This window comes from Sphingomonas sp. CFBP 13733, assembly GCF_014841795.1.
GTDB classification, from domain to species: Bacteria; Pseudomonadota; Alphaproteobacteria; order Sphingomonadales; family Sphingomonadaceae; genus Sphingomonas; species Sphingomonas aerolata.
The window spans coordinates 105511-126401 of record NZ_JACYUP010000002.1; the positions used below are offsets into that span (position 1 = coordinate 105511).

The 20891-nt window shown below is 67.5% G+C and carries 15 protein-coding genes; 8 read left to right on the top strand and 7 right to left on the bottom strand.

The genetic code is table 11. The annotated features are described in order from the left end of the window. Nucleotides 1-1109 precede the first annotated feature (1109 nt). Both IFT71_RS04700 and IFT71_RS04705 read right to left on the bottom strand, forming a co-directional pair. Nucleotides 1110-1364, bottom strand: coding sequence for a DUF6356 family protein (locus IFT71_RS04700; protein ID WP_159513413.1), 255 nt, complete (start codon nucleotides 1362-1364; stop codon nucleotides 1110-1112). Between the two features lie 36 nt (nucleotides 1365-1400). Continuing rightward, complete coding sequence (locus IFT71_RS04705) at nucleotides 1401-2825, bottom strand: UDP-N-acetylmuramate--L-alanine ligase (protein WP_192139399.1); 1425 nt, start codon at nucleotides 2823-2825, stop codon at nucleotides 1401-1403. Between the two features lie 48 nt (nucleotides 2826-2873). Between IFT71_RS04705 and IFT71_RS04710 the strand changes: the two genes are divergently transcribed. From IFT71_RS04710 to IFT71_RS04725, 4 genes are all read left to right on the top strand, one after another. Continuing rightward, on the top strand, nucleotides 2874-3689 hold the full coding sequence (locus IFT71_RS04710) for an LD-carboxypeptidase (RefSeq protein WP_192139401.1): 816 nt from the start codon (nucleotides 2874-2876) through the stop codon (nucleotides 3687-3689). Nucleotides 3690-4105: 416 nt separating this feature from the next. Next, nucleotides 4106-6097 (top strand): threonine--tRNA ligase, encoded by a 1992-nt coding sequence (thrS, locus tag IFT71_RS04715; RefSeq protein WP_159512338.1) that lies wholly within the window; start codon nucleotides 4106-4108, stop codon nucleotides 6095-6097. Nucleotides 6098-6196: 99 nt separating this feature from the next. Beyond that, on the top strand, nucleotides 6197-6727 hold the full coding sequence (infC, locus tag IFT71_RS04720; protein WP_031396176.1) for a translation initiation factor IF-3: 531 nt from the start codon (nucleotides 6197-6199) through the stop codon (nucleotides 6725-6727). 333 nt (nucleotides 6728-7060) lie between these two features. Next, nucleotides 7061-9880, top strand: a complete 2820-nt coding sequence (locus tag IFT71_RS04725) for a TonB-dependent receptor (protein WP_192139403.1) — start codon at nucleotides 7061-7063, stop codon at nucleotides 9878-9880. A gap of 172 nt (nucleotides 9881-10052) precedes the next feature. On the opposite strand, the gene IFT71_RS04730 is transcribed toward IFT71_RS04725, so the two are convergent. Further along, a complete protein-coding gene (locus IFT71_RS04730) occupies nucleotides 10053-12800 on the bottom strand; it encodes a [protein-PII] uridylyltransferase (RefSeq protein ID WP_192139405.1) in 2748 nt (915 codons plus the stop codon). Between the two features lie 98 nt (nucleotides 12801-12898). Here IFT71_RS04730 and IFT71_RS04735 point away from each other — a divergent pair, with 98 nt between their 5' ends. Then, nucleotides 12899-14188, top strand: a complete 1290-nt coding sequence (locus IFT71_RS04735) for a homoserine dehydrogenase (protein ID WP_107931839.1) — start codon at nucleotides 12899-12901, stop codon at nucleotides 14186-14188. Between the two features lie 381 nt (nucleotides 14189-14569). Here IFT71_RS04735 and IFT71_RS04740 read toward each other — a convergent pair whose 3' ends face one another. From IFT71_RS04740 to IFT71_RS04755, 4 genes are all read right to left on the bottom strand, one after another. Next, on the bottom strand, nucleotides 14570-15025 hold the full coding sequence (locus IFT71_RS04740; RefSeq protein ID WP_156363516.1) for a hypothetical protein: 456 nt from the start codon (nucleotides 15023-15025) through the stop codon (nucleotides 14570-14572). A gap of 106 nt (nucleotides 15026-15131) precedes the next feature. Beyond that, entirely contained in the window at nucleotides 15132-15470 is a 339-nt protein-coding gene (locus IFT71_RS04745; protein WP_107931843.1) for a hypothetical protein, read from the bottom strand. Nucleotides 15471-15546: 76 nt separating this feature from the next. Next, on the bottom strand, nucleotides 15547-15990 hold the full coding sequence (locus tag IFT71_RS04750) for a CoA-binding protein (protein ID WP_192139407.1): 444 nt from the start codon (nucleotides 15988-15990) through the stop codon (nucleotides 15547-15549). Between the two features lie 140 nt (nucleotides 15991-16130). Further along, a complete protein-coding gene (locus tag IFT71_RS04755; protein ID WP_107931845.1) occupies nucleotides 16131-17081 on the bottom strand; it encodes an Mrp/NBP35 family ATP-binding protein in 951 nt (316 codons plus the stop codon). A gap of 69 nt (nucleotides 17082-17150) precedes the next feature. Here IFT71_RS04755 and hflK point away from each other — a divergent pair, with 69 nt between their 5' ends. The 3 genes from hflK (at nucleotide 17151) to IFT71_RS04770 (ending at nucleotide 20851) form a co-directional block, all read left to right on the top strand. Continuing rightward, nucleotides 17151-18317, top strand: coding sequence for a protease modulator HflK (hflK, locus tag IFT71_RS04760; protein ID WP_192139409.1), 1167 nt, complete (start codon nucleotides 17151-17153; stop codon nucleotides 18315-18317). Continuing rightward, a complete protein-coding gene (hflC, locus tag IFT71_RS04765) occupies nucleotides 18314-19180 on the top strand; it encodes an SPFH domain-containing protein (protein WP_192139411.1) in 867 nt (288 codons plus the stop codon). Before hflK ends, hflC begins: the two co-directional genes overlap by 4 nt. A 105-nt stretch (nucleotides 19181-19285) precedes the next feature. Then, on the top strand, nucleotides 19286-20851 hold the full coding sequence (locus IFT71_RS04770; RefSeq protein WP_031439387.1) for a Do family serine endopeptidase: 1566 nt from the start codon (nucleotides 19286-19288) through the stop codon (nucleotides 20849-20851). The last annotated feature ends 40 nt before the right edge of the window (nucleotides 20852-20891 follow it).

Below are 20891 nucleotides of genomic sequence, written 5' to 3' on the forward strand. Positions count from 1 at the left end.
GGGCTAGGTCAGGCTGGTGCGGAAGAACTGGTGAAGACCAGAGAACAAAATAGAACAGAACAAGCCATTCCCGAATACAAGATTCGGAAAATCGTTTCAAATGTGTTAAGCGACGAATCGGGTGCCCTAAGCTACCACACAAAGGGCACCCGAATGAAACCAGCAATGACTTGGCGGTCGGCTCGCTGGTTCCAAAACGGGGGATGGGTTCCCCAGCGTCGCGCTATGGAACCTAGACTGTTTTCCCATTTTGGCAAGAGCCGGTCGTTGTTTTAAGAACGATGGAGAACAGAAATGGCAAAGCGCGGATCCCCACCACTCACTCGCGAATTGGCGGCTCACATCAAGTTTCTGCTTAAACGCGGCGACTTATTGCAGCAGCAGATTGCGGCGCTCTTAGGTATCAATCAGGGGCGCATCAGCGATGTGAAGCATGGCAAGAGGCATCCTGACGTACCACCGGCGAAGGGCCCATTCCCCGCCTAACATCTAGGGCGTCAGAGTTTCGGCACTGACGCCCTTTTCATGCCGGCCTGAGCCCCCGGTAAAGCTTACGTGCAGGTAAGATTGGCTGAACCTTGGTGAGTTTATGTGCAGCTTTAGCGGGTGCAAAGGCGAGGCCAGCGCCTGTCCGTTCTCCCGCGTAGGCGGGAGTCCAGGGTGGCAGGGCTTGGTGCTGCTTGGCTCTGGATCCTGACTTTCGTCAGGATGACGGGGGGAGGTGGGCGGCGCTTTACCGCTGTCGGGATGTCTGGTGGGGAGGGCTGCACTTCACCACCGTCATCCTGGGCTTGACCCAGGATCCAGGATTACGGGGCGCAGCGCTGCTGGGCTCTGGATCCTGACTTTCGTCAGGATGACGGGTGGGGGTGGGCGGCGCTTCCCCGCCGTCCGGATGGCGAGTGGGGAGGGCGTCGCTTCCTCGCCGTCGGGAGGACGGGTGGGGGGCTGCACTCAACCGCCGTCATCCTGGGCTTGACCCAGGATCCAGGGTTACGGGGCGCAGCGCTGCTGGGCTCTGGGTCCTGACTTTCGTCAGGATGACGGGTGGGGGGAGGGCGGCGCTTACCGCCTTCGTCCTGGGCCCCCGCTTTCGCGGGGGGACGGGGTCAGATGATGAATTCTACCGTTTTCATCTGGGTCTGGTCGGCCGCCACCGCGCCGCGTTTGGCGACCATCTGGCGGTGGAGTTCGCGGACGGTGTCGCTGCCGCGGGTCTTGCAGAAGGCGGGGATGACCGCGTGGACGAGCGCGCCGAGGCCGCCGGCGATCATCGTCACGCCGAACCGGCTGGCGACGCCGAAATGCTCGGCATAGCTTTCGCCGACGGTGGCGGGATGGTCGAGGAAGAGGCGGCGGAACATCGGCGGGTCTCCGGACGGGGGATCGGGCTTATCCTATCAGCCGGCGAGGGATTCGACCATGGTCGCCGCGAGCAGGCTGAGCGTGTCGTCGCGCGCGCCCATCACGACGATGCGGTCGCCGGGGCGCGCCTCGGCGACCAGCAGCGCGGCGGCGTCGGCGCGGTCGGGGATGTGGCGGGCGTCGCGGCCCTCCGCGGCGATCCGGGCGACGATGTCGGCGCTCGTGACCTCGCGGGTGACGGTGCCGCCATAATAGGCAGGGTCAGGGAGGACGAGCAGGTCTTCGGGGGCCATGCGTTCGACGAAGGTGGCGACGAGTTCGCTGCCCATGACCTTCAGCGGACCATAGCCGTGCGGCTGGAACAGGATCAGCAGGCGGCCGGGAAAGGCGTGGAGCGTGTCGAGCGTGGCGGCGATCTTGTCGGGGTTGTGGCCGAAATCGTCGATCACCGCGACGCCGTTCGCTTCGCCGACGAGGTCGAAGCGGCGGCGCAGGCCGGTGAAGCTCGCGAGCGCCTTGACCGCGTCGGGCAGCGACACGTCGGCGGCCATCGCCGCGCCGATCGCGGCGAGCGCGTTCGAGACGTTGTGACGGCCGGGGACCGCGAGCTTCACGCGCGTGCGGACGCCGCGCGAGACGAGGTCGAAGGCTATCGCGAAGGGTTCGGGCTTCAGGTTTTCGGCGCGGAGGTCGGCGGAGGCGTCGATCGCGAAGGTGGTGACCTGGCCGCGCGGGAGGCGCGATGCGAGCGCGGCGGCGTCGGGGTCGTTGGCGTTGACCACTGCGGTCTCGGCCTTGGCGATGAAGGTGCCGAACAACTGGCGGAGTTCGTCGAGCGACTTGTGGTCGAGGCTGACATTGTTGAGCACGGCGATCCTGGGCGCGTAATGCGCGATCGAGCCGTCGCTTTCGTCGACTTCGCTGACGAAGCTGTCGCCCTCGCCGACTAAGGCACTCGCGAAGGGGGCGTCGGGGGTGGCGAAATTCTTCATCACCGCGCCGTTCATCACGGTCGGGTCGCGGCCGGTGGTGTGGAGGATCCAGCCGATCATGCCGGTGACGGTCGACTTGCCGCTGGTGCCCGCCACGCCGATCGGCAGGCGGCTGTCGTTGAACAGCGAGGCGAGCAGCTCGGCGCGGGTGGCGCGCGGGCAGCCGAGCGCGGCGGCGGCGATCATGTCGGGGACATTGGCCTCGATCGCGGCGGAGGCGACGACGTGCTGGTCCGGCGAGACGATGCCGCTGCCGTCCTGCGGGAAGAGCGCGACGCCCTTGTCAGCGAGGTCGTCGAACTTGGCGGGGACGCGGCCCTGGTCGAGATTGCGGTCCGAGCCTGCGACGGTCGCGCCGCGGCCCGCGAGGATCATCGCGAGCGGCATCATCCCCGACCCGCCGATGCCGATGAAGAAATAGGCGGGCTGGTCGGCGGCGGTCTGGTCGGAGGGGTTGGTGATATCCATGTGCTCGCGCTATCGGCGGTTGCGTAACGGGGCAAGACAGGACGAACCATGCGCATCGGTGTTCTCGCCGCGTCGAGCCGGACCAATCCTTCGGCGATCCCCGTGGTCACCGCCTATGCGGCACGCGCGTTTCCCGAGGTCGAGCTGGTGTTCCATCCGCAGTGCACCGCGACCGACGGGCATTTCGCGGGGTCGGATTTCGCGCGGGCGGCGGCGTTTCTGGAATACGCCAATGATCCGGCGTTCGAGGCGATCTGGTTCCTGCGCGGGGGCTATGGCGCGAACCGGATCCTGCAGATGGTGATGCCCGAGCTGGGGCGCGCGGCGCGGCACAAGACGTATCTAGGCTATTCGGATGTCGGGTTCCTGCTGGGGGCGCTGTACGCGCGGCGGATCGGGCGGGTGGCGCACGGGCCGATGGTCAGCGACATCAACCGGCATGACGGCGAGGCGACGGTGGCGCGGTCGCTCGGGTGGATGGCGCGGGGGGATCGTTCGGGACTCGAGCCGGGGCTCGGGGGACAGCCTTCGGCGGCGTTCAACCTGTCGATCCTGACGTCGCTGATCGGGACGCCGTGGCTGCCGGATCTGACCGATCACGTGCTGATCGTCGAGGAGGTGTCGGAGCCGATGTATGCGATCGACCGGATGCTGTTCAAGGTGGCCAATGCGACGCAGCTGAAGGGGATTGCCGGGCTCAGGCTCGGGGCGGTGACCGCGGTGCAGGCGAACGAGCCGGCCTGGGGGGAGACGCTGGATTACATGATGGTGCGGTGGGCGCGGGATATGGGGGTGCCGTATCTCGGGCGGGCCGAGGTGGGGCACACGCAGGCGAACCATGTGGTGCCGTTCGGGGTGGGGTGACGGGGGCGGATTGCTTCCACCCCGGCGGAGGCCGGGGTCCAGGTGGTGAGGTCGGCGTGACTGGGCGCGGTCCTTCATCAGCTGCGTTTCCCAACTGGGCCCCGGCCTTCGCCGGGGTGGAGTTTGGGGAGGGGCGCGGGGGTATTGCGGTGTGCTGGGGTTGCGGTGCGCGCTGCTTGGCTCTGGATCCTGACTTTCGTCAGGATGACGGGGGTGGTTCCCCGGCGGAGGCCGGGGTCCAGGTGGTGAGGTCGGTGTAACTGGGCTCGGTCCTTCATCAGCTGCGTTTCCCAACTGGGCCCCGGCCTTCGCCGGGGAACATGGGGGCGGTTCGTGGGGTGTCGGTGCGTGGCGGGTTGCCTATATCGGCTGGGCGACGGCATAAGCGCCGCTCTTCCATCACGAGAAAGTTCCTCATGTCTGCCATGTTCCGCATTACGCTTCCCGACGGCTCCGTCCGCGAGGTTGCGCCCGGGACTACGCCCGCGGACGTCGCCGCGGCGATCGGGCCGGGGCTTGCCAAGGCGGCGCTGGCGGCGCGGATCGATGGGCAGGTGCGGGACCTGAGCCGGCCGTTCGAGGGCGATACGCAGCTGGCGCTCGTCACCGCGCGCGACGAGGCGGATGCGCTCGAGCTGGTGCGGCATGACCTGGCGCATGTGATGGCGGAGGCCGTGCAGCACCTGTTCCCGGGCACGCAGATCACCTTCGGGCCGGCGACCGATGACGGCTTCTATTACGACTTCGCGCCAAAGGATCGCCCGTTCACCGACGAGGACCTGCCCGCGATCGAGGCCGAGATGCGCGCGATCATCGCGCGGAACGAGCCGTTCCTGCGCGAGGTCTGGAGCCGCCAGCAGCTGATCGACCGGTGGACCGAGCAGGGCGAGACGTTCAAGGCCGAATGGGCCGCCGAACTGCCCGAGGGCGAGGAGCTGACGATCTATCGCCAGGGCGAGTGGCTCGACATGTGCCGCGGGCCGCACATGGTCTCGACCGGCAAGCTCGATCCCGCGGCGTTCAAGCTGACGCGCGTGAGCGGTGCCTATTGGCGCGGTGACCAGAAGAACGCGATGCTCAGCCGCATCTACGGCACCGGCTGGCTCAACAAGAAGCAGCTCGACCAGCACCTGTTCCGGCTGGAGGAAGCCGCCAAGCGCGATCATCGGAAGATCGGGCAGGAGATGGACCTGTTCCACCTCCAGTCCGAGGCGCAGGGGTCGGTGTTCTGGCATCCCAATGGCTTCGTGCTGTGGCGCCAGCTGGAGGCGTATATGCGCCGGCGGCTCGATGCGGCGGACTATGCCGAGGTGAAGACGCCGCAGCTGATGGACGCCAAGCAGTGGGAACAGTCGGGCCACTGGGGCAAGTATCGCGAGAACATGTTCGTCGTGCCCGACGAGATTCCGAACGTCGAGGATGAGGGCGCGGTGCTCTCCGGCGAAGGCGACCTGATGGCGCTCAAGCCGATGAACTGCCCGGCGCACGTGCTGATCTTCAAGCAGGGGATCAAGTCGTATCGCGACCTGCCGATCCGGATGGCCGAGTTCGGCTGCTGCCACCGCAACGAGCCGCATGGCGCGCTGCACGGCATCATGCGCGTCCGCCAGTTCACGCAGGACGACGCGCATATCTTCGTCCGCGAGGATCAGCTGGTCGAGGAGGTGCGCAAGTTCTGCGAGCTGCTCGACAGCGTGTACAAGCATCTGGGCTTCGAGGATTATGCGGTGAAGCTCGCGCTGCGCCCCGAGAAGCGGTTCGGCGACGACGCGATGTGGGACAAGGCGGAGGCCGAGCTGCGCGAGGCGGTGATGCAGTCGACGCTGAGCGACACGATCAAGGCGAATTTCGAAGAGCTGCCGGGCGAGGGGGCGTTCTATGCGCCCAAGCTCGAATTCCACCTGACCGATGCGATCGGGCGGACGTGGCAGGTCGGCACGATCCAGTCGGACCGCGTGCTGCCCGAGCGACTCGACGCGTCGTACGTGGGTGCGGATGGCGAGCGGCACCGGCCGGTGATGCTCCACCGCGCGATTCTGGGCACGTTCGAGCGGTTCATCGGCATATTGATCGAGCATCATGCCGGGCGCTTCCCGCTCTGGCTGGCGCCGGTGCAGGTGGTGGTCGCGACGATCGTGTCGGATGCGGACGACTATGCGCACAGTGTCGTCGCCGCGCTGCGCAAGGCGGGGATTCGCGTCGAGACCGACCTGCGCAACGAGAAGATCAACTACAAGGTGCGCGAGCACAGCCTGGCCAAGGTGCCGGTGCTGTTCGTGGTCGGCAAGCGCGAGGCGGACGAGGCGACGGTCGCGATTCGCCGGCTGGGCAGCCAGGGGCAGGAGATGCTGTCGCTCGACGAGGCGGTGGCACGCCTTGCGATCGAGGCGCGCGCTCCCGATATGTGATGGACGAGGCCGGCTTTCCGCGCAGAGCTTTCTGCGCTATAAGCCGGCCCAAATACTTCGTCAGAAACAACAGGAGCAACCCCCATACGTCCTCCCACGATGCGCCGGCCCATGCAGACGCCCGCGATGAACGGCCCGCGATTCAACGAATTCATCCAGAGCCAGAAGGTCCGCGTGATCGATCACGAGGGCGAGAATCTGGGCGTGATGTACACGCGCGAAGCGATCGAGCAGGCGGCCGAGCATGGTCTGGACCTGGTTGAGGTCTCGCCCAACGCCGATCCGCCCGTCGCCAAGTTCCTCGATGTCGGCAAGTTCAAGTACGAGGCGCAGAAGAAGGCGAACCTCGCACGCAAGTCGCAGAAGACGCAGGAGATCAAGGAGATCAAGATGCGTCCGAACATCGACGACCATGATTACGACACGAAGATGAAGAAGGTGAACGACTTCATCGGCGAGGGCGACAAGGTCAAGATCACGCTGCGCTTCCGTGGCCGCGAGCTGAGCCATGGCCAGCTGGGCATGAACCTGTTGAAGCGCGTGCAGGACGACGTCGCGGAGATCGCCAAGATCGAGGCGTATCCACGCATGGAAGGCCGTCAGATGCTGATGGTGCTCGCGCCCAAGTAACGGCGCGACGACGCGGCCCGCGATGCGGGACGCGATACGACGATAGTGACCGGCCCATCGCCCCCTGTCCGGGGCGGTGGGCCGTTTGCGTTGGGGTGCAGGTCACCATGACCCTTTCCGTAGCGTCAACCGCCGCGGTCGAACCGCCCGTGCGCGATGCATCGATTTCGGGGCTATCACGCGGTGTTATTGCTCGGTGTTGCGGAAGTGCGACACAGCGACCGGAAAGTTACTTCCGCATACGGAAATCGGTGGACGCTGCATGAAAATTCCAATTACCTCCTGACCAAACCGGAAATTCGAAATAATTCGAAGCCGCCAGGAGAGATGCCCATGCGCATGACCGCATATCTGTTGTCTGCCGCCGCGACGATCGCGATCGCGGCGCCGGCCTTCGCACAGGATGTCCCGACGACGCAGCCCGAGGCGCAGACCGTACCCTCAAATACATCGGGTACCGCCGCCGCGTCGGTCGATGCGCAGCAGCAGCCGGTTGCCGAGAACGCGAATCCCCAGCCGATCAACGCAGGCGACATCGTCATCACCGCGACGCGCCGCTCCGAGCGGCTGTCGAACGTGCCGATCGCGGTGTCCGCGGTCGGCCAGGCCGCGCTGCAGAATTCGGGTGCGACCGACATCCGCCAGATGACGCAGCTCGCGCCGTCGCTGCTGATCTCGTCGACCGGCTCGGAGGCGAACGCCTCGGCGCGTATCCGCGGCATCGGCACGGTCGGCGACAATCCCGGCCTCGAAAGCTCGGTCGCGGTGTTCATCGACGGCGTCTATCGCAGCCGCACCGGCTCGGGTCTGAACGATCTGGGCGAAGTCGACCGGATCGAGGTGCTGCGCGGGCCGCAGGGGACGCTGGCCGGGCGCAACGCATCGGCGGGCACGATCAACATCCTGACCAAGCTGCCGTCCTACCAGTTCGGCGGGTACGGCGACGCGACCTATGGCAATTACAACAATATCCGCATCGCGGGCGGGCTGACCGGGCCGATCATCAAGGACAAGCTGGCGTTCCGGCTCGACGGCGTGTTCGGCAAGCGCGACGGCTATTATTACGACGTCATCAACCAGACCGATTATAACGACCGCAACCGCTATTTCGTGCGCGGGCAGCTGCTGTTCGAGCCGAGCAGCGACGTGTCGGTGCGGCTGATCGGCGATTACACGCGGCGCGACGAGAAATGCTGTGGTGCGGTCTATATCGACACGCGCGAGAAGATCGATCCGACGCCGGGCGTCGCGGGCGACTTTGCGATCAACCCCGCGGGCAACCGCATCCAGCAGGTCATGCAGAGCATGGGCGCGGTGTTCCCGAGCCAGGGCGACCCGTATAACCGCCGCATCGCCAACACGCTGGGCCGCGCCTATTCGAACATCACCAAGGATTATGGCGGCTCGGGCCAGATCGACGCGAATCTGGGCTTTGCGCAGCTGACCTCGATCACCGCGTATCGCGAGTACAAGTCGGGCGGCGCGGCCGACATCGACTACGGCAATCTCGACATCGGCTACCGCGCGGACGACGGCAACAGCTATCGCCAGTTCCACACCTTCAGCCAGGAAGTCCGGCTGAACGGGTCGCTGTTCGACGACAAGCTCGACTGGCTGGTCGGCGGCTATTATTCGAAGGAAGACCTGGTCGTCGCGGACAATCTGAAGTTCGGGACGCAATATGGCGCGTTCGCCGCGTGCCGGATCGTCGCGACGGTCAACCCGGCGGCGGCGCTGCGCAATCCGGCCAATCCGGGCTGCCTCAGCGCGACGGGACGTGCGGTCCTGTCGGGACAGGTTCCGGGCACGCAGCCCGCCTTCGGCGCGCTGACCGGTACCATCCTGAGCGGCATCGACCGGCTAAGCACGCTCAACAATCTGGGCGACCAGCGGTCCACCTATTATCAGGACAGCGAGAATTACGCGTTCTTCACGCACAACATCTTCAAGGTCACCGACAAGCTGTCGATCACCGGCGGGCTTCGCTACACGCATGAGGCCAAGGATTTCCACGCCGATTTCAACAACAACAACACCGTCTGCCCCGCGCAGCAGGCGGCGCTGAGCCCGCTGCTGGCGAGCGCGGCGGTGCCCGCCAGCCTGAAGACGCTGGTCGGCGGGATCGTCACGCTGACCTGCACGGGCAATTCGACCTCGGCGCTGAACGGGCTCGATCTGAACGACGGGTTCAAGGAAGGCGAGTTCAGCGGCACGGGGATCGTGTCGTACAAGCCGCGTACCGACACGCTGCTCTACGCGTCCTATTCGCGCGGCTACAAGGCGGGTGGCTACAATCTCGACCGGTCGGACCTGACCGCGAACGTCTTCTCGTCGCCGACCAATGCGAGCGCGAGCCGGCTGCGGTTCGATCCCGAGACGGTCAATTCCTATGAGCTGGGGCTGAAGTTCACCTCCGCGCAGTTCACCTTCAACGTCGCGGGCTTCCGCCAGGAGTTCAAGAACTTCCAGCTGAACACGTTCAACGGCACCAACTTCATCGTCCAGAACATCAGCTCGTGCGACACCAGCCTGAACGGCGCGGATCGCGATGCGAGCGCGGCGACGGGCGCGTGCACCGGCGACGTGAAATATGGCGTGCGGTCGCAGGGCGTCGAGCTCGAGGCGGGGCTGTTCCCGGTCCGCGACGTCGCGGTGTCGCTCGGCTACACCTATGTCGACACGACCTTCAAGAACAACCTGGTCGGGTCGGAGACGGGCGAGGCGCTCGACCCCGCGCTGTTCCTGCTGTCGGGCAACACGCTGTCGAACGCGCCCAAGCATACGGTCACTGCGTCGGGGACGTGGACGCCCGAGCTGGGGTCGTCGGGGATCACCGGGCTGTTCTACATCGATGGCCGCATGACCAGCGACTATAATACCGGGTCGGACCTGTTCACCGAGAAGGCGCAGGACGGCTTCTTCCTGATGAACGCGAGGATCGGCATCCGTGGGCCGGCGCAGAAATGGGCGGTCGAATTGTGGGCGCAGAACCTGCTCGACACCGATTACCAGCAGGTCGGGTTCAACGCGCCGTTCCAGGGTGCGGGCAATCTCGACCAGGTGAAGGCGTTTGGCGGGGTGGGGAACCAGATCTTCACCTCGTACCTCGCCGAGCCGCGGACCTATGGGCTGACGGTGCGGACGCGGTTCTGAGCGTTCAACGTCGCTAGGGAAGGCCGGTCCGCTCGGGAGAGCGGGCCGGCCTTTTTCGTTTGTGTCGAGGCTTCGTTCACGTCCGTCATCCTGACGAAAGTCAGGATCCAGGATAACTCAGCGGGACGTTCGTGGCTCTGGATCCTGACTTTCGTCAGGATGACGGGAGGCGTCAGGCGGCGAGGTCGAGTTCCTTGCCGGCGGCGGCCGCGAGCAGGCGGCGTTCGAGTGTCTTCAGCCGGGCGGGGGCGGTGATGCGGTCGCCGGTGAGGTCGGTGATGTAAAAGGTGTCGACCGCGCGTTCGCCATAGGTGGCGACATGCGCGGAGTGGATCGTCACCTTCGACTGGAAGAGCGCCTGGGCGAGCCGGTTGAGCAAGGCGGGGCCGTCGCGGGCGTTGACCTCGACCACGGTGAAGCGGTTCGAGGCGCGGTTGTCGATCATCGCGTTGGGGACGATGTCGAACGCCTCGGCGCGCGCGCGCGGGAGCGGCTTGGCGACGAGGCGGTCGGCGAGCTTGCCGCGGTTGGCGAGCGCATCCTCGATCGCGGTCTTCAGCCGGGCGAGCTGTTCGCTGCCGTCGAACGGGCGGCCGAACGGGTCCTGGACGAGGAAATTGTCGACCGCCATGCCGTCGCGCGTGGTGTGGATCCGCGCGTCGATGATGTTGCCGCCCGCGACATGGATCGCGCCGGCGATGCGGTAGAAGAGGCCGGGATGATCCGCGGCGTAGATCGTCACGAGCGTGGCGCCGCGGCCGGGATAGACATGCGCGTCGATCGCGAGCTGCGCGTCGCCGGTGCCGGCGAGGAAGCGGGCATTGTGGACGAGCACATCCTCGGGCTCGGCGATCCAATAGGCCTCGGGCATGCGGCGGACGAACGCGGCGAATTCGGCCTCGCTCCAGCCGAGATCGGCGTGGAGCGTCTCGTGCTTGGCGGCGATGCGTTCGGCGCGGCCCTTCTGCTTGTGGCCGAGGCGGAGCACCTCCTCGGCGGCTTCATAGAGGTCGCCGAGCAGTTGCCGCTTCCAGCCGTTCCAGACGCCGGGGCCGACCGCGCGGATATCGACGATGGTGAGGACGAGCAGGAGGCGGAGTCGCTCGGGGCTCTGCACCACGTCGCAGAAATCGAGGATCGTCTTGAAGTCCGACAGGTCGCGCTTGAACGCGGTCGCGGACATCAGCAGATGCCAGCGGACGAGCCAGGCGACGGTTTCGGTCTCGGCCGGTGACAGGCCGAAGCGCGGGCAGAGGCGTTGCGCGACTTCGGCGCCGAGGATCGAATGATCGCCGCCGCGGCCCTTGGCGATGTCGTGGAGCAGCACCGCGACATAGAGGACGCGGCGCGAGACGATCTGGCGGAAGATCGCGCTGGCGAGCGGATGGTCGTCCTTCAGCGCGCCATTCTCGATCCGCGCGAGCAGGCCGAGCGCGCGGATCGTGTGTTCGTCGACGGTGTAGTGATGATACATGTCGAACTGCATCTGCGCGACGACGCGGCCGAAATCGGGCACGAAGCGGCCGAACACGCCGGTCTCGTTCATCCAGCGCAGGACGAGTTCGGGATCGCGCGGCGAGCTGAGGACGTCGAGGAACAGCGCGTTGGCGGTGGGGTCGTCGCGGATGTCGTCGACGAGCTTCACGTCGCGGGCGGCCGCGCGCATCGCGAGCGGGTGGATCTCGAGCGTGTTGCGGTCGGCGAGCTGGAAGATCTCGATCAGCCGGACCGGACTTGCGCGGAAGAAGTCGTCGTCGGGCAGGGCGAGCCGACCGCGGTCGAGGACGAAGCCGTTGAGGCGGCGCGGGCTGCGGCGGATCGTCGGCAGGCCGAAGCGGCGGCCGCGCGCGGCGAACTTCTCGTCGAGATGCGCGAGGAAGACACCGGTCAGGTCGCCGACGGTCTTCGCCTGGAGAAAGTAGAAGTGCATGAAGCGCTCGACCTTCGGCTTGCCCGGGCGGTCGGAGAAGCGCATCCGGTCGGCGATCTCGCGCTGGACGTCGAAGGTCAGCCGGTCCTCGGCGCGACCGGTGATGCTGTGGAGGTGGCAGCGCACCGCCTGGAAGAAATTGTCGGCGCGGTGGAAGAGGCGATATTCGGCCTTGGTGAACAGCCCGACATCGACGAGCTGTGCCGCGCGCTGGACGTCGTAGATATACTTGCCGATCCAGAACAGCGCGTGGAGATCGCGCAGGCCGCCCTTGCCCTCCTTGACGTTGGGCTCGACGACATAGCGCGTGTCGCCCATCTTGCGGTGGCGCAGGTCGCGCTCGACGAGCTTGTCGGCGATGAACGCGCGCGCGGTATCCGCCTGGACCTCGACCTTGAAGCGGCGCGACGCCTCTTCGTAGAGATCCATGTCGCCGGTGACGTAGCGTGCTTCCAGCAAAGCGGTGCGGACGGTGATGTCGGCCTTGGCCTGGCGGATCATCTCGTCGAGCGAGCGGCTGGACTGGCCGAGTTTCAGCCCGAGATCCCAGAGCGTGTAGAGCATCGATTCGATGATGCGTTCGACCCGCGGGGTCTGTTTGCCCGGCGTGAGGAAGCCGATATCGACATCCGAATGCGGCGCCATCTCGCCGCGGCCATAGCCGCCGACCGCGATCAGCGTCAGCCGGTCGTCGGGGGTGGGCGCGGCCGCAGGGTGCAGCCGGGTGGTGGTGAAGTCGAAGAGCAGGCGGAGCAGCTGGTCGATCAGATAGGCCTGCGCGCTCGACACCTCAAGCCCGCGGCTGGGATGTTCGGCGAGCCGCTTGGCGACCTCGACCCGGCCCGCGTCGAGCGCGGCCTTGAGCAGGATCGTCGCCTGGCGGCCGAGCGCGACCGGATCGGTCTCGTCCAGCGCGGCGATGGTGTCGGCGACCGCGCGGCGATCGATGATCGCGCGGCGGTTGGGCAGGTGATCGAAGCGGCCGGTCATGCGGGACCAGATAGGGCGCGCGGCGCCATTCGTCATCTTGATTGCGGGAATCCTTCCCGAACCCTAGGTCTTCGCGCGGGTTTGGCGAAAGGAAGACGATGAGCGAAGCGTTGCGCGTGGGACTGGCGGGCCTGGGAACCGTGGGGGGCGGCGTCATCCGGCTGCTCGACGCGAACCGCGAGCTGATCGCCAGACGGGCCGGGCGCGCGATCGAGGTCGTCGCGGTGTCGGCGCGCGACCGCTACAAGGATCGCGGCGTCGATCTGACGCGGTTCGCCTGGGTCGACGATACGACCGCGCTGGCGCAGCAGGCGGACGTCGATGTCGTCGTCGAGCTGATCGGCGGATCGGACGGCCCCGCGCTGACGCTCGCGCGCTCGACGCTGAATGCGGGCAAGTCGTTCGTCACCGCGAACAAGGCGATGCTCGCGCATCACGGCTATGAGCTGGCGACCGCGGCGGAGGCGGCGCGTGTCGCGCTGAAGTTCGAGGCGGCGGTCGCGGGCGGGATCCCGGTCATCAAGGGCCTGCGCGAGGGCGCGGCGGCGAACGCGATCGGGCGGGTCTACGGCATCCTCAACGGGACGTGCAATTTCATCCTGAGCAAGATGGAGGCAGAGGGGCGCGATTTCGCCGAGATCCTCGCCGAGGCGCAGGCGCTGGGCTTTGCCGAGGCGGATCCGAGCTTCGACATCGACGGGGTGGATGCGGCGCACAAGCTGTCGATCCTCGCCTCGATCGCGTTCGGGACGCGGCCGGCGTTCGACACGGTGGCGGCCAGCGGCATCCGGCATCTGCTGGGCGCGGACATCGCCGAGGCGGCGGCCTTGGGCTACCGCGTGCGGCTGCTCGGGCTGGCGGAGGACGGGCCGGACGGGCTGTTCCAGCGCGTGCATGCGCATCTGGTGCCGGTCGACCATCCGCTCGCGCATGTCACGGGGTCTTTGAACGCGGTCGTCGCGGAGGGCAATTTCGTCGGGCGGCTGCTGTTCCAGGGTGCGGGCGCGGGCGACGGGCCGACCGCGAGCGCGGTGGTCGCGGACCTGATCGACATCGCGCGCGGCGAATATGGCCCGCCCTATGCGATGCCGGCGGCGTCGCTGGTCGCGGCGGCGACCGCCGACAGCGGCGAGCGGCGCGGGCGCGCCTATCTGCGCTTCACGGTCGCGGACCGGGTCGGCGTGCTGGCCGAGATCGCCGCGGCGATGCGCGACGCGGGCGTCTCGATCGAGAGCCTGATCCAGCGCGGCGCGATGGCGGACGGCAGCGTGCTCGTCGCGATCGTGACTCATGAGGGGCCGGAACGCTCGGTCGCGCAGGCGCTGGAGAAATTGCGGGGGTCGCAGAGTCTGGTGGGGCAGCCGTTGTGGATGCATATTCTGGGGTGATTTTGGGGGTGGGGTGATGGTGACGGGCGACGGGCCTGCCGCCGGATGCCCTACCGATTGCCGTCATCCTGACGACGGTCAGGATCCAGGGTGGCGGAGGGCTGCACTGTGTGGCTCTGGATCCTGACTTTCGTCAGGATGACGGGGTTGGGTGGGGATGACGGCCCCTCCCTTTCGTCATCCTGGGCTTGACCCAGGATCCAGAGTTGCGGGGCGCTGCGCTGTTTGGCTCTGGGTCCTGACGTTCGTCAGAATGACGGGGTTGGGTGGGGATGACGGCCCCTCCGTTTCGTCATCCTGGGCTTGACCCAGGATCCAGAGTTGCGGGGCGCCTTGCTGCTTGGCTCTGGGTCCTGGCTTTCGTCAGGATGACGGGGCGGGTTACGGCCGCGCGGGGGCCGGGGGGGCGGGGTCCGACAGGTCGATGGCGATGCGGCCGGTCTTGTCGGGTTTCTTGGCGAAGGCGCTTTTGGCGAGCGCGACGGCGCCGGCGACGAGCGGGGCGATCGGGGGGCCGAAGCCGGACTGGCAGCCGCTCTGGGTCGCGGCGCAGGGCGTGCCCTCGAGCGACAGCGCGCGGATCGCGGTCATGTTCGGGTTGGCGGCGACGGGGCGGTCGGGCGGGCCCCAGTCGGGGAGCGGCAGGCGCGGGCCCGATTGGGTGCCGGGCGCGCAGACGGTAATCGTCTTGTCGCCCTCCTTCACCACCGGACAGTCGGGGGGATTGAGGATCGACCAGCTCTTCTCGGTCGGGGCGGACGATACCTGTGTGGCGGCGGGCTTGGCCGCAGGTGTAGCGCCGGCCTGTGCGAGCGCGAGCAGGGTGACGAGAATCATCGACGGCGCCTCAACGGTTTGCGGTGATCATGGGCATCGCCCGAGCATGGACCCGATCGGGGCGTCTTGCCACTCTGCTGATGGCGGGGGCGTGATGGCGCGGGGGTCAGGGTGCGGGTTTGCGGAGGCCGCCGGCGGTGACGCCCGCCGCGCCGACGCCGACCGACACGCCGGCCATGCCGCCGCCGACCTGGAACGGGCCCATGTCCTGGACCGGGGTGCGCGCGTTGAGCAGCCGGACGCGTTCCGCGGCGAGGCTTTCGTGGCGCGGATCGCCGGGATCGTGCTCGACGAACGGCACGCGGAACCGATCCGCCTGGCGAAGGCCGCAGACGGTGATGTCGGTCGAAGCGGGATCGACGACGCAGCGGGGTTCGGCGGCGAGTCGCTCGCTGGCCTTGGCGAGCAGCGGGTCCTGAGCAAGAGCCAGAAGCAAGGCGAACATGACCTGTCCCCGATACGCGATGGGCCGATACGAAGCTCGTCGCGAGGGTGACGCACGCGCAGGCGAGCCGCAAGCGTCAGTCGGTCGGATCCCGATCTATCCTGGCGACGCCGAGCCGGGGGATCTCGATCGCGGGGCAGCGGTCCATGACGACCTGAAGCCCGGCGGCTTCGGCGCGGGCGGCGGCAGCCTCGTTGATGACGCCGAGCTGCATCCAGACCGCTTTCGCGCCGATCGCGATCGCCTGGTCGACGGCCTCGCCCGCGGCGGCGGAGTTGCGGAAGATGTCGACGATGTCGATTTCATCGCCGAGCTGGGAGAGTTCGCGGAAGACGAATTCGCCGTGGATGTGCTCGCCGGTGATCTGCGGGTTGACCGGGATGACGCGGTAACCGTGCGCCTGCATCCGCGCCATCACGCCGTAGGAGGGGCGGTCGGGGCGGTCGGAGGCGCCGACCAGCGCGATCGTCCGCGCGTTTTCGAGCAGCGCCTTGATATCGGAATCGGCGGTAAGAGGCATCGCGGCGTCCTCTTCGGGGAGCACCCGTCCGGGTCTGTACATAGACCGGTCGGGTGGCTGGAATCCTGGTCCGCTCGTGCCGTAGCTCTACGCGCCATGCACGACCGGTAACAGCACAACGGCGCGGGCCCCAAAACGTTTCACATTTTTCCAATCCATGCGACGACCTGAGCGGCGAGGGCGGCGAAGATCACGTCGTCGGGCTCGGCCGCGGGGGGCGTTCCCGCGTCGGAGGCGGTGCGGATCGACAGCGTCAGCGGCACGCGGCCGAGGAACGCGATGCCGAGTTCGCGCGCGGCCGCCTCGGCGCCGCCGTTGCCGAACGGATCCGAGCTTTCGCCGCAATGCGGGCAGACATAGCCGGCCATGTTCTCGACCAGCCCGATGATCGGGATGCCCGCCTTTTCGAACAGGTCGATCGCGCGGCGGGCGTCGATCAGCGCGAGATCCTGCGGGGTCGAGACGATGATCGCGCCCGCGGGGCGGTATTTCTGGACCATCGTCAGCTGGACGTCGCCGGTGCCGGGGGGAAGATCGAGCACGAGCGTGTCGGTCGCGCCCCAGTCCGCCTCGACCAGCTGGCCGAGCGCGCCCGCCGCCATCGGCCCGCGCCAGGCGAGCGCGCGACCGGGATCGACGAGCTGGCCCATCGACAGGAGCGGCACGCCGTAGGGGGTGGGGACCGGGTCGAGCACCTTGTCCTTCGCGGTCGGGCGGGTGCCCTCGACCCCCATCAGCCGCGGCTGCGACGGGCCGTAAATGTCCGCGTCGACGAGCCCGACGCGGCGCCCCGCCCTGGACAGCGCGATGGCGAGGTTGGCGGACAGCGTCGACTTGCCGACCCCGCCCTTGCCGCTGGCGACCGCGATCAGCCGGCGGGTGGTGCGTTCGGCGGTCATGACCACGCGCACCTCGCCGACGCCCGGCGCGGTCGCGGCCATCTTCACCGTCGCCTCGAGCGCGTCGCGCGCCTTCGGGTCGAGGCCGGTCGCGTCGACCACCACGCCGAGCCGCGTTCCTTCGAGTCGCACCGTGGCGCGCGTGCCCGCCACTGCGGCAATCGCCGCCTTTACCGCTTCAATGTCGATCATCGCCGCCAGATAGGCCCGTGGCGGGCGCTTGGCACTGTTTTTCCGCGATGGCACACCTATAAAGGTTGGATGACGATCTTTACGCGCTGGCTCCGGCGTCCCCCCATTCTCGCCGTCGAAACGCCAAAGGGCCCCTGGGGCGGCTCGGGTGACGACAATGCCGGCGAGGGCGGCGGCCCCCGCAATCCCTGGGCGCTGCCCCCCGGCGGTCGCAAGCCGAACGGCAAGCCGAGCGCGCTCGACGAATTCCTGAAAAAGGCGCGGGTCTCGGGTGGCGGTGGCGGCGGCGGCAGCAGCGGCGGCGGGTTCGGCGGCCTGCCGACGGGCGCCAATGCACGCGCGCTTTGGGCGATCGCGGCGGGGGTGATCGTGGTCCTGTGGCTGCTGTTCACCTCGTTCCACCAGATCGGGCCGCAGCAGCGCGGCGTGGTGACCTATTTCGGCAAATATGCCGGCACGCTCGACCCGGGCATCCGCCTTACTCCGCCCGCGCCGATCGCGAGCGTCGAGGTGGTCGACGTGCAGAATATCCGCACCGACAATTTCCCCGTTGGCGACGGCGAGAATCTGACGCTGACCGGCGACCAGAATATCATCGACCTGGCCTATTCGGTGCGCTGGGACATCGCCGATCCGCGCGATTACGTGTTCCAGCTCGCCGAGCCGAACACCACGGTACGCGCCGCGGCCGAGAGCGCGATGCGCGCGGTGGTCGCGACGACGACGCTGGAGCAGGCGATCGGCACGGGCCGCACGGTGATCGAGCAGCGCGTTGCCGAGCTGACCCAGCAGATCCTGAACGACTACAAGTCGGGCGTCCGCATCCAGGGCGTCGCGATCAAGCAGGCCGCCGCGCCCGCGCAGATCGTCGAGGACTTCAACGCGGTGACCGCGGCGCAGCAGGAGGCGATCGCCAACCTCAACCAGTCGCGCTCCTATGCGCAGCAGGTCGTGGCGCGCGCGCAGGGCGAGGCCGCATCGTTCGACAAGGTCTATGAGCAATATCGCCTCGCCCCCGAGGTGACGCGTCGACGGATGTATTACGAGACCATGGAAGCGGTATTGGCCAAGAGCGACAAGACGATCGTCGAGACTCCGGGCGGCGTCGTCCCCTATCTGCCGTTGCGCAACGGCAAGCGGCTCGCCGATCCGGAGGTCGCGCCGCGCGCCGCCCAGCCGGCGACGCCCGCGCCGGCTGCCGCCGCCGCCGCCGCCCAGCCGGGAGCCGCCCAGTGAACGGCCTGACCTGGCGTAACCCGCTGATCGCGGGCGCGATCGCGCTGGTGCTCGTTATCCTTGCCGCGGCGAGCTTTGCGATCGTGCCGGAAACGCAGCAGGCGGTGATCCTGCGGTTCGGCCAGCCGATCCGGACGGTCAACGCCTATGCGCCCGGCCAGCCCCTCGGCCAGACCGGCGCGGGGCTGATCGCGCGCGTGCCGTTCATCGACCGCATCGTGTGGATCGACAAGCGCGTGCAGGACATCGAGCTCGACAACACGCTGGTGCTGTCGACCGACCAGCTGCGGCTCGAGGTCGATGCGTACGCGCGCTACCGCGTCGTCGACCCGCGCAAGATGCGCAACGCGGTCGGCAGCGAGGAACGCATCCCCGACCAGCTGCGTCCGATCCTGGGGTCGGCGCTGCGCAACGAGCTGGGCAAGCGGCGCTTCGTCGAACTGCTCAGCCCCGAGCGGTCCGAGCTGATGGACAATATCCAGACCGGGCTGCAGCGCGTCGCGAGCCAGTATGGCGTCGAGATCGTCGACGTGCGGATCAAGCAGGCGAACCTGCCCGTCGGCCTGCCGCTCGAAAGCGCGCTCAAGCGCATGTCGAGCGCACGCCAGCAGGAGGCGATCACGATCCGCGCCGAGGGCCAGAAGCAGGCGCAGATCGTGCGTGCGCAGGCGGATGCCGATTCGGCGAAGATCTATGCCGAGAGCTTTGGCAAGGATGCCGACTTCTACGACTTCTACCGGGCGATGCAGTCCTACCGGCACACGTTCGGGGCAGATGGCGGTCCGGCACCCGAAGGATCGACGTCGATAATTCTTTCGCCGAACAACAGCTATCTGCGGGAATTCGAGGGCCGCGGGCGTTAAAGCCCGTGAGCTTGCTCTGAACACCCGTTCATATTCAAGCGTCGTTCAGCCGTAATCGGCGATGAAACCCCGGTTTCGGACGATGAAACGAGAGGACAATATCCAGTGCGTTACGCCTACGCCATTACCAGCGCTCTACTGCTCGGCGGCGCGACCGCGACGCTCGCGCTCCAGCCCGGCACCGCTTCGGGGACCGGCCAGGTCGCCCAGAACGAACCCGGTGCGATCCAGGCGGTCGTGCCCAAGCCCGGCGCGCCGATGAGCTTTGCCGACATGGTCGCGCGGCTCCAGCCCGCGGTCGTGAACATCTCGACCAAGCAGACGATCGTCCAGAAGCAGCAGGCCAACCCGTTCGCGGGCACGCCGTTCGGCGAGCTGTTCGGCGGCATGGGCGGCGGTCCGCAGGGTGGCCCGCCGGTCAAGCGCGAAGGCGCGTCGCTCGGCTCGGGCTTCCTGATCTCGGCGGACGGCTATGTCGTCACCAACAACCACGTGATCTCGCCGGGCGCGCAGGGCGCGACGGTCGATTCGATCACGGTGACGCTGAGCAACAAGAAGGAATATGTCGCCAAGGTCATCGGCAAGGACCAGGAATCGGACCTGGCGCTGCTGAAGATCGACGCGCCCAACCTGCCCTTCGTCAAGTTCGGCGATTCGAACGGCGCGCGCGTCGGCGACTGGGTCGTCGCGATCGGCGAGCCGTTCGGGCTGGGCGGCACGGTGACCGCAGGGATCATCTCGGCGATCAACCGCGTCACCGGGCAGGGCGGCGCGTATGACCGCTTCATCCAGACCGACGCGTCGATCAACCAGGGCAATTCGGGCGGGCCGATGTTCGACCTGAACGGCAATGTGATCGGCGTGAATTCGCAGATCTTCAGCCAGTCGGGCGGCAATATCGGCATCGGCTTCGCGATCCCCGCGGCGACCGCCAAGCCGATCATCGCCACCTTCATGAAGGGTGGCACGATCGAGCGCGGCTATATCGGCGTGACGCTCGGCCGTGGCGGCACGATCGACGAGGATACCGCGGCGGCGCTCGGCATCGCCAAGAACCAGGGCGAGCTGATCAACGACGTCACCGCGGGCGGGCCCGCGGCGCGCGCCGGCGTGCGCGCGGGCGACGTGGTGACCAAGGTCAACGGCCAGGTCGTCACGGTCGACCAGTCGCTGTCCTATCTCGTGTCGAACGTGAAGCCGGGTCAGACCGCGCGGCTCGATATCCTGCGCAACGGCAAGCCGACGAGCGCGAACGTGGTCGTCGTGCCGCGACCGAGCGCGGACAAGCTGGCGGCGACTCTGGGCGGCGACGCGCAGGGCTTCGGCACCGACGACGGCGATGACGATGATGCGGCGACCGGCGCGGCACCCACCGCGGGTGCAGCGCTCGGGATCGGCGTCCAGCCGCTGACCCCGGCGATCGCGCAGGCGGTCGGCGTCGAGGCGGGCACGCAGGGCGTGGTGATCGCGGCGGTCGCGCAGACGAGCGATGCATTCGGCAAGCTGAAGCGCGGCGACGTGATCATCTCGGTCAACGGCACGCCGGTGCGCAGTGCAACCGAGCTGCAGGGCGCGGTCACGACGGCGAAGGCCGCCGGGCGTCCGCAGGTGCTGTTGCAGGTCAAGCGCGGGCGCGGGCCGGCGCAGTTCCTGCCGGTCAAGATCAAGTAATCCACCCGACACTCGCGTGTCCCGAAGGACCGTCGCTCAC

Coding starts and splice junctions, on each gene's coding strand:
- IFT71_RS04700 (WP_159513413.1), bottom strand. CDS start 1,364: ATGTTCCGCCGCCTCTTCCTCGACCATCCCGCCACCGTCGGCGAAAGC.
- IFT71_RS04705 (WP_192139399.1), bottom strand. CDS start 2,825: ATGGATATCACCAACCCCTCCGACCAGACCGCCGCCGACCAGCCCGCC.
- IFT71_RS04710 (WP_192139401.1), top strand. CDS start 2,874: ATGCGCATCGGTGTTCTCGCCGCGTCGAGCCGGACCAATCCTTCGGCG.
- thrS (WP_159512338.1), top strand. CDS start 4,106: ATGTCTGCCATGTTCCGCATTACGCTTCCCGACGGCTCCGTCCGCGAG.
- infC (WP_031396176.1), top strand. CDS start 6,197: ATGCGCCGGCCCATGCAGACGCCCGCGATGAACGGCCCGCGATTCAAC.
- IFT71_RS04725 (WP_192139403.1), top strand. CDS start 7,061: ATGCGCATGACCGCATATCTGTTGTCTGCCGCCGCGACGATCGCGATC.
- IFT71_RS04730 (WP_192139405.1), bottom strand. CDS start 12,800: ATGACCGGCCGCTTCGATCACCTGCCCAACCGCCGCGCGATCATCGAT.
- IFT71_RS04735 (WP_107931839.1), top strand. CDS start 12,899: ATGAGCGAAGCGTTGCGCGTGGGACTGGCGGGCCTGGGAACCGTGGGG.
- IFT71_RS04740 (WP_156363516.1), bottom strand. CDS start 15,025: ATGATTCTCGTCACCCTGCTCGCGCTCGCACAGGCCGGCGCTACACCT.
- IFT71_RS04745 (WP_107931843.1), bottom strand. CDS start 15,470: ATGTTCGCCTTGCTTCTGGCTCTTGCTCAGGACCCGCTGCTCGCCAAG.
- IFT71_RS04750 (WP_192139407.1), bottom strand. CDS start 15,990: ATGCCTCTTACCGCCGATTCCGATATCAAGGCGCTGCTCGAAAACGCG.
- IFT71_RS04755 (WP_107931845.1), bottom strand. CDS start 17,081: ATGATCGACATTGAAGCGGTAAAGGCGGCGATTGCCGCAGTGGCGGGC.
- hflK (WP_192139409.1), top strand. CDS start 17,151: ATGACGATCTTTACGCGCTGGCTCCGGCGTCCCCCCATTCTCGCCGTC.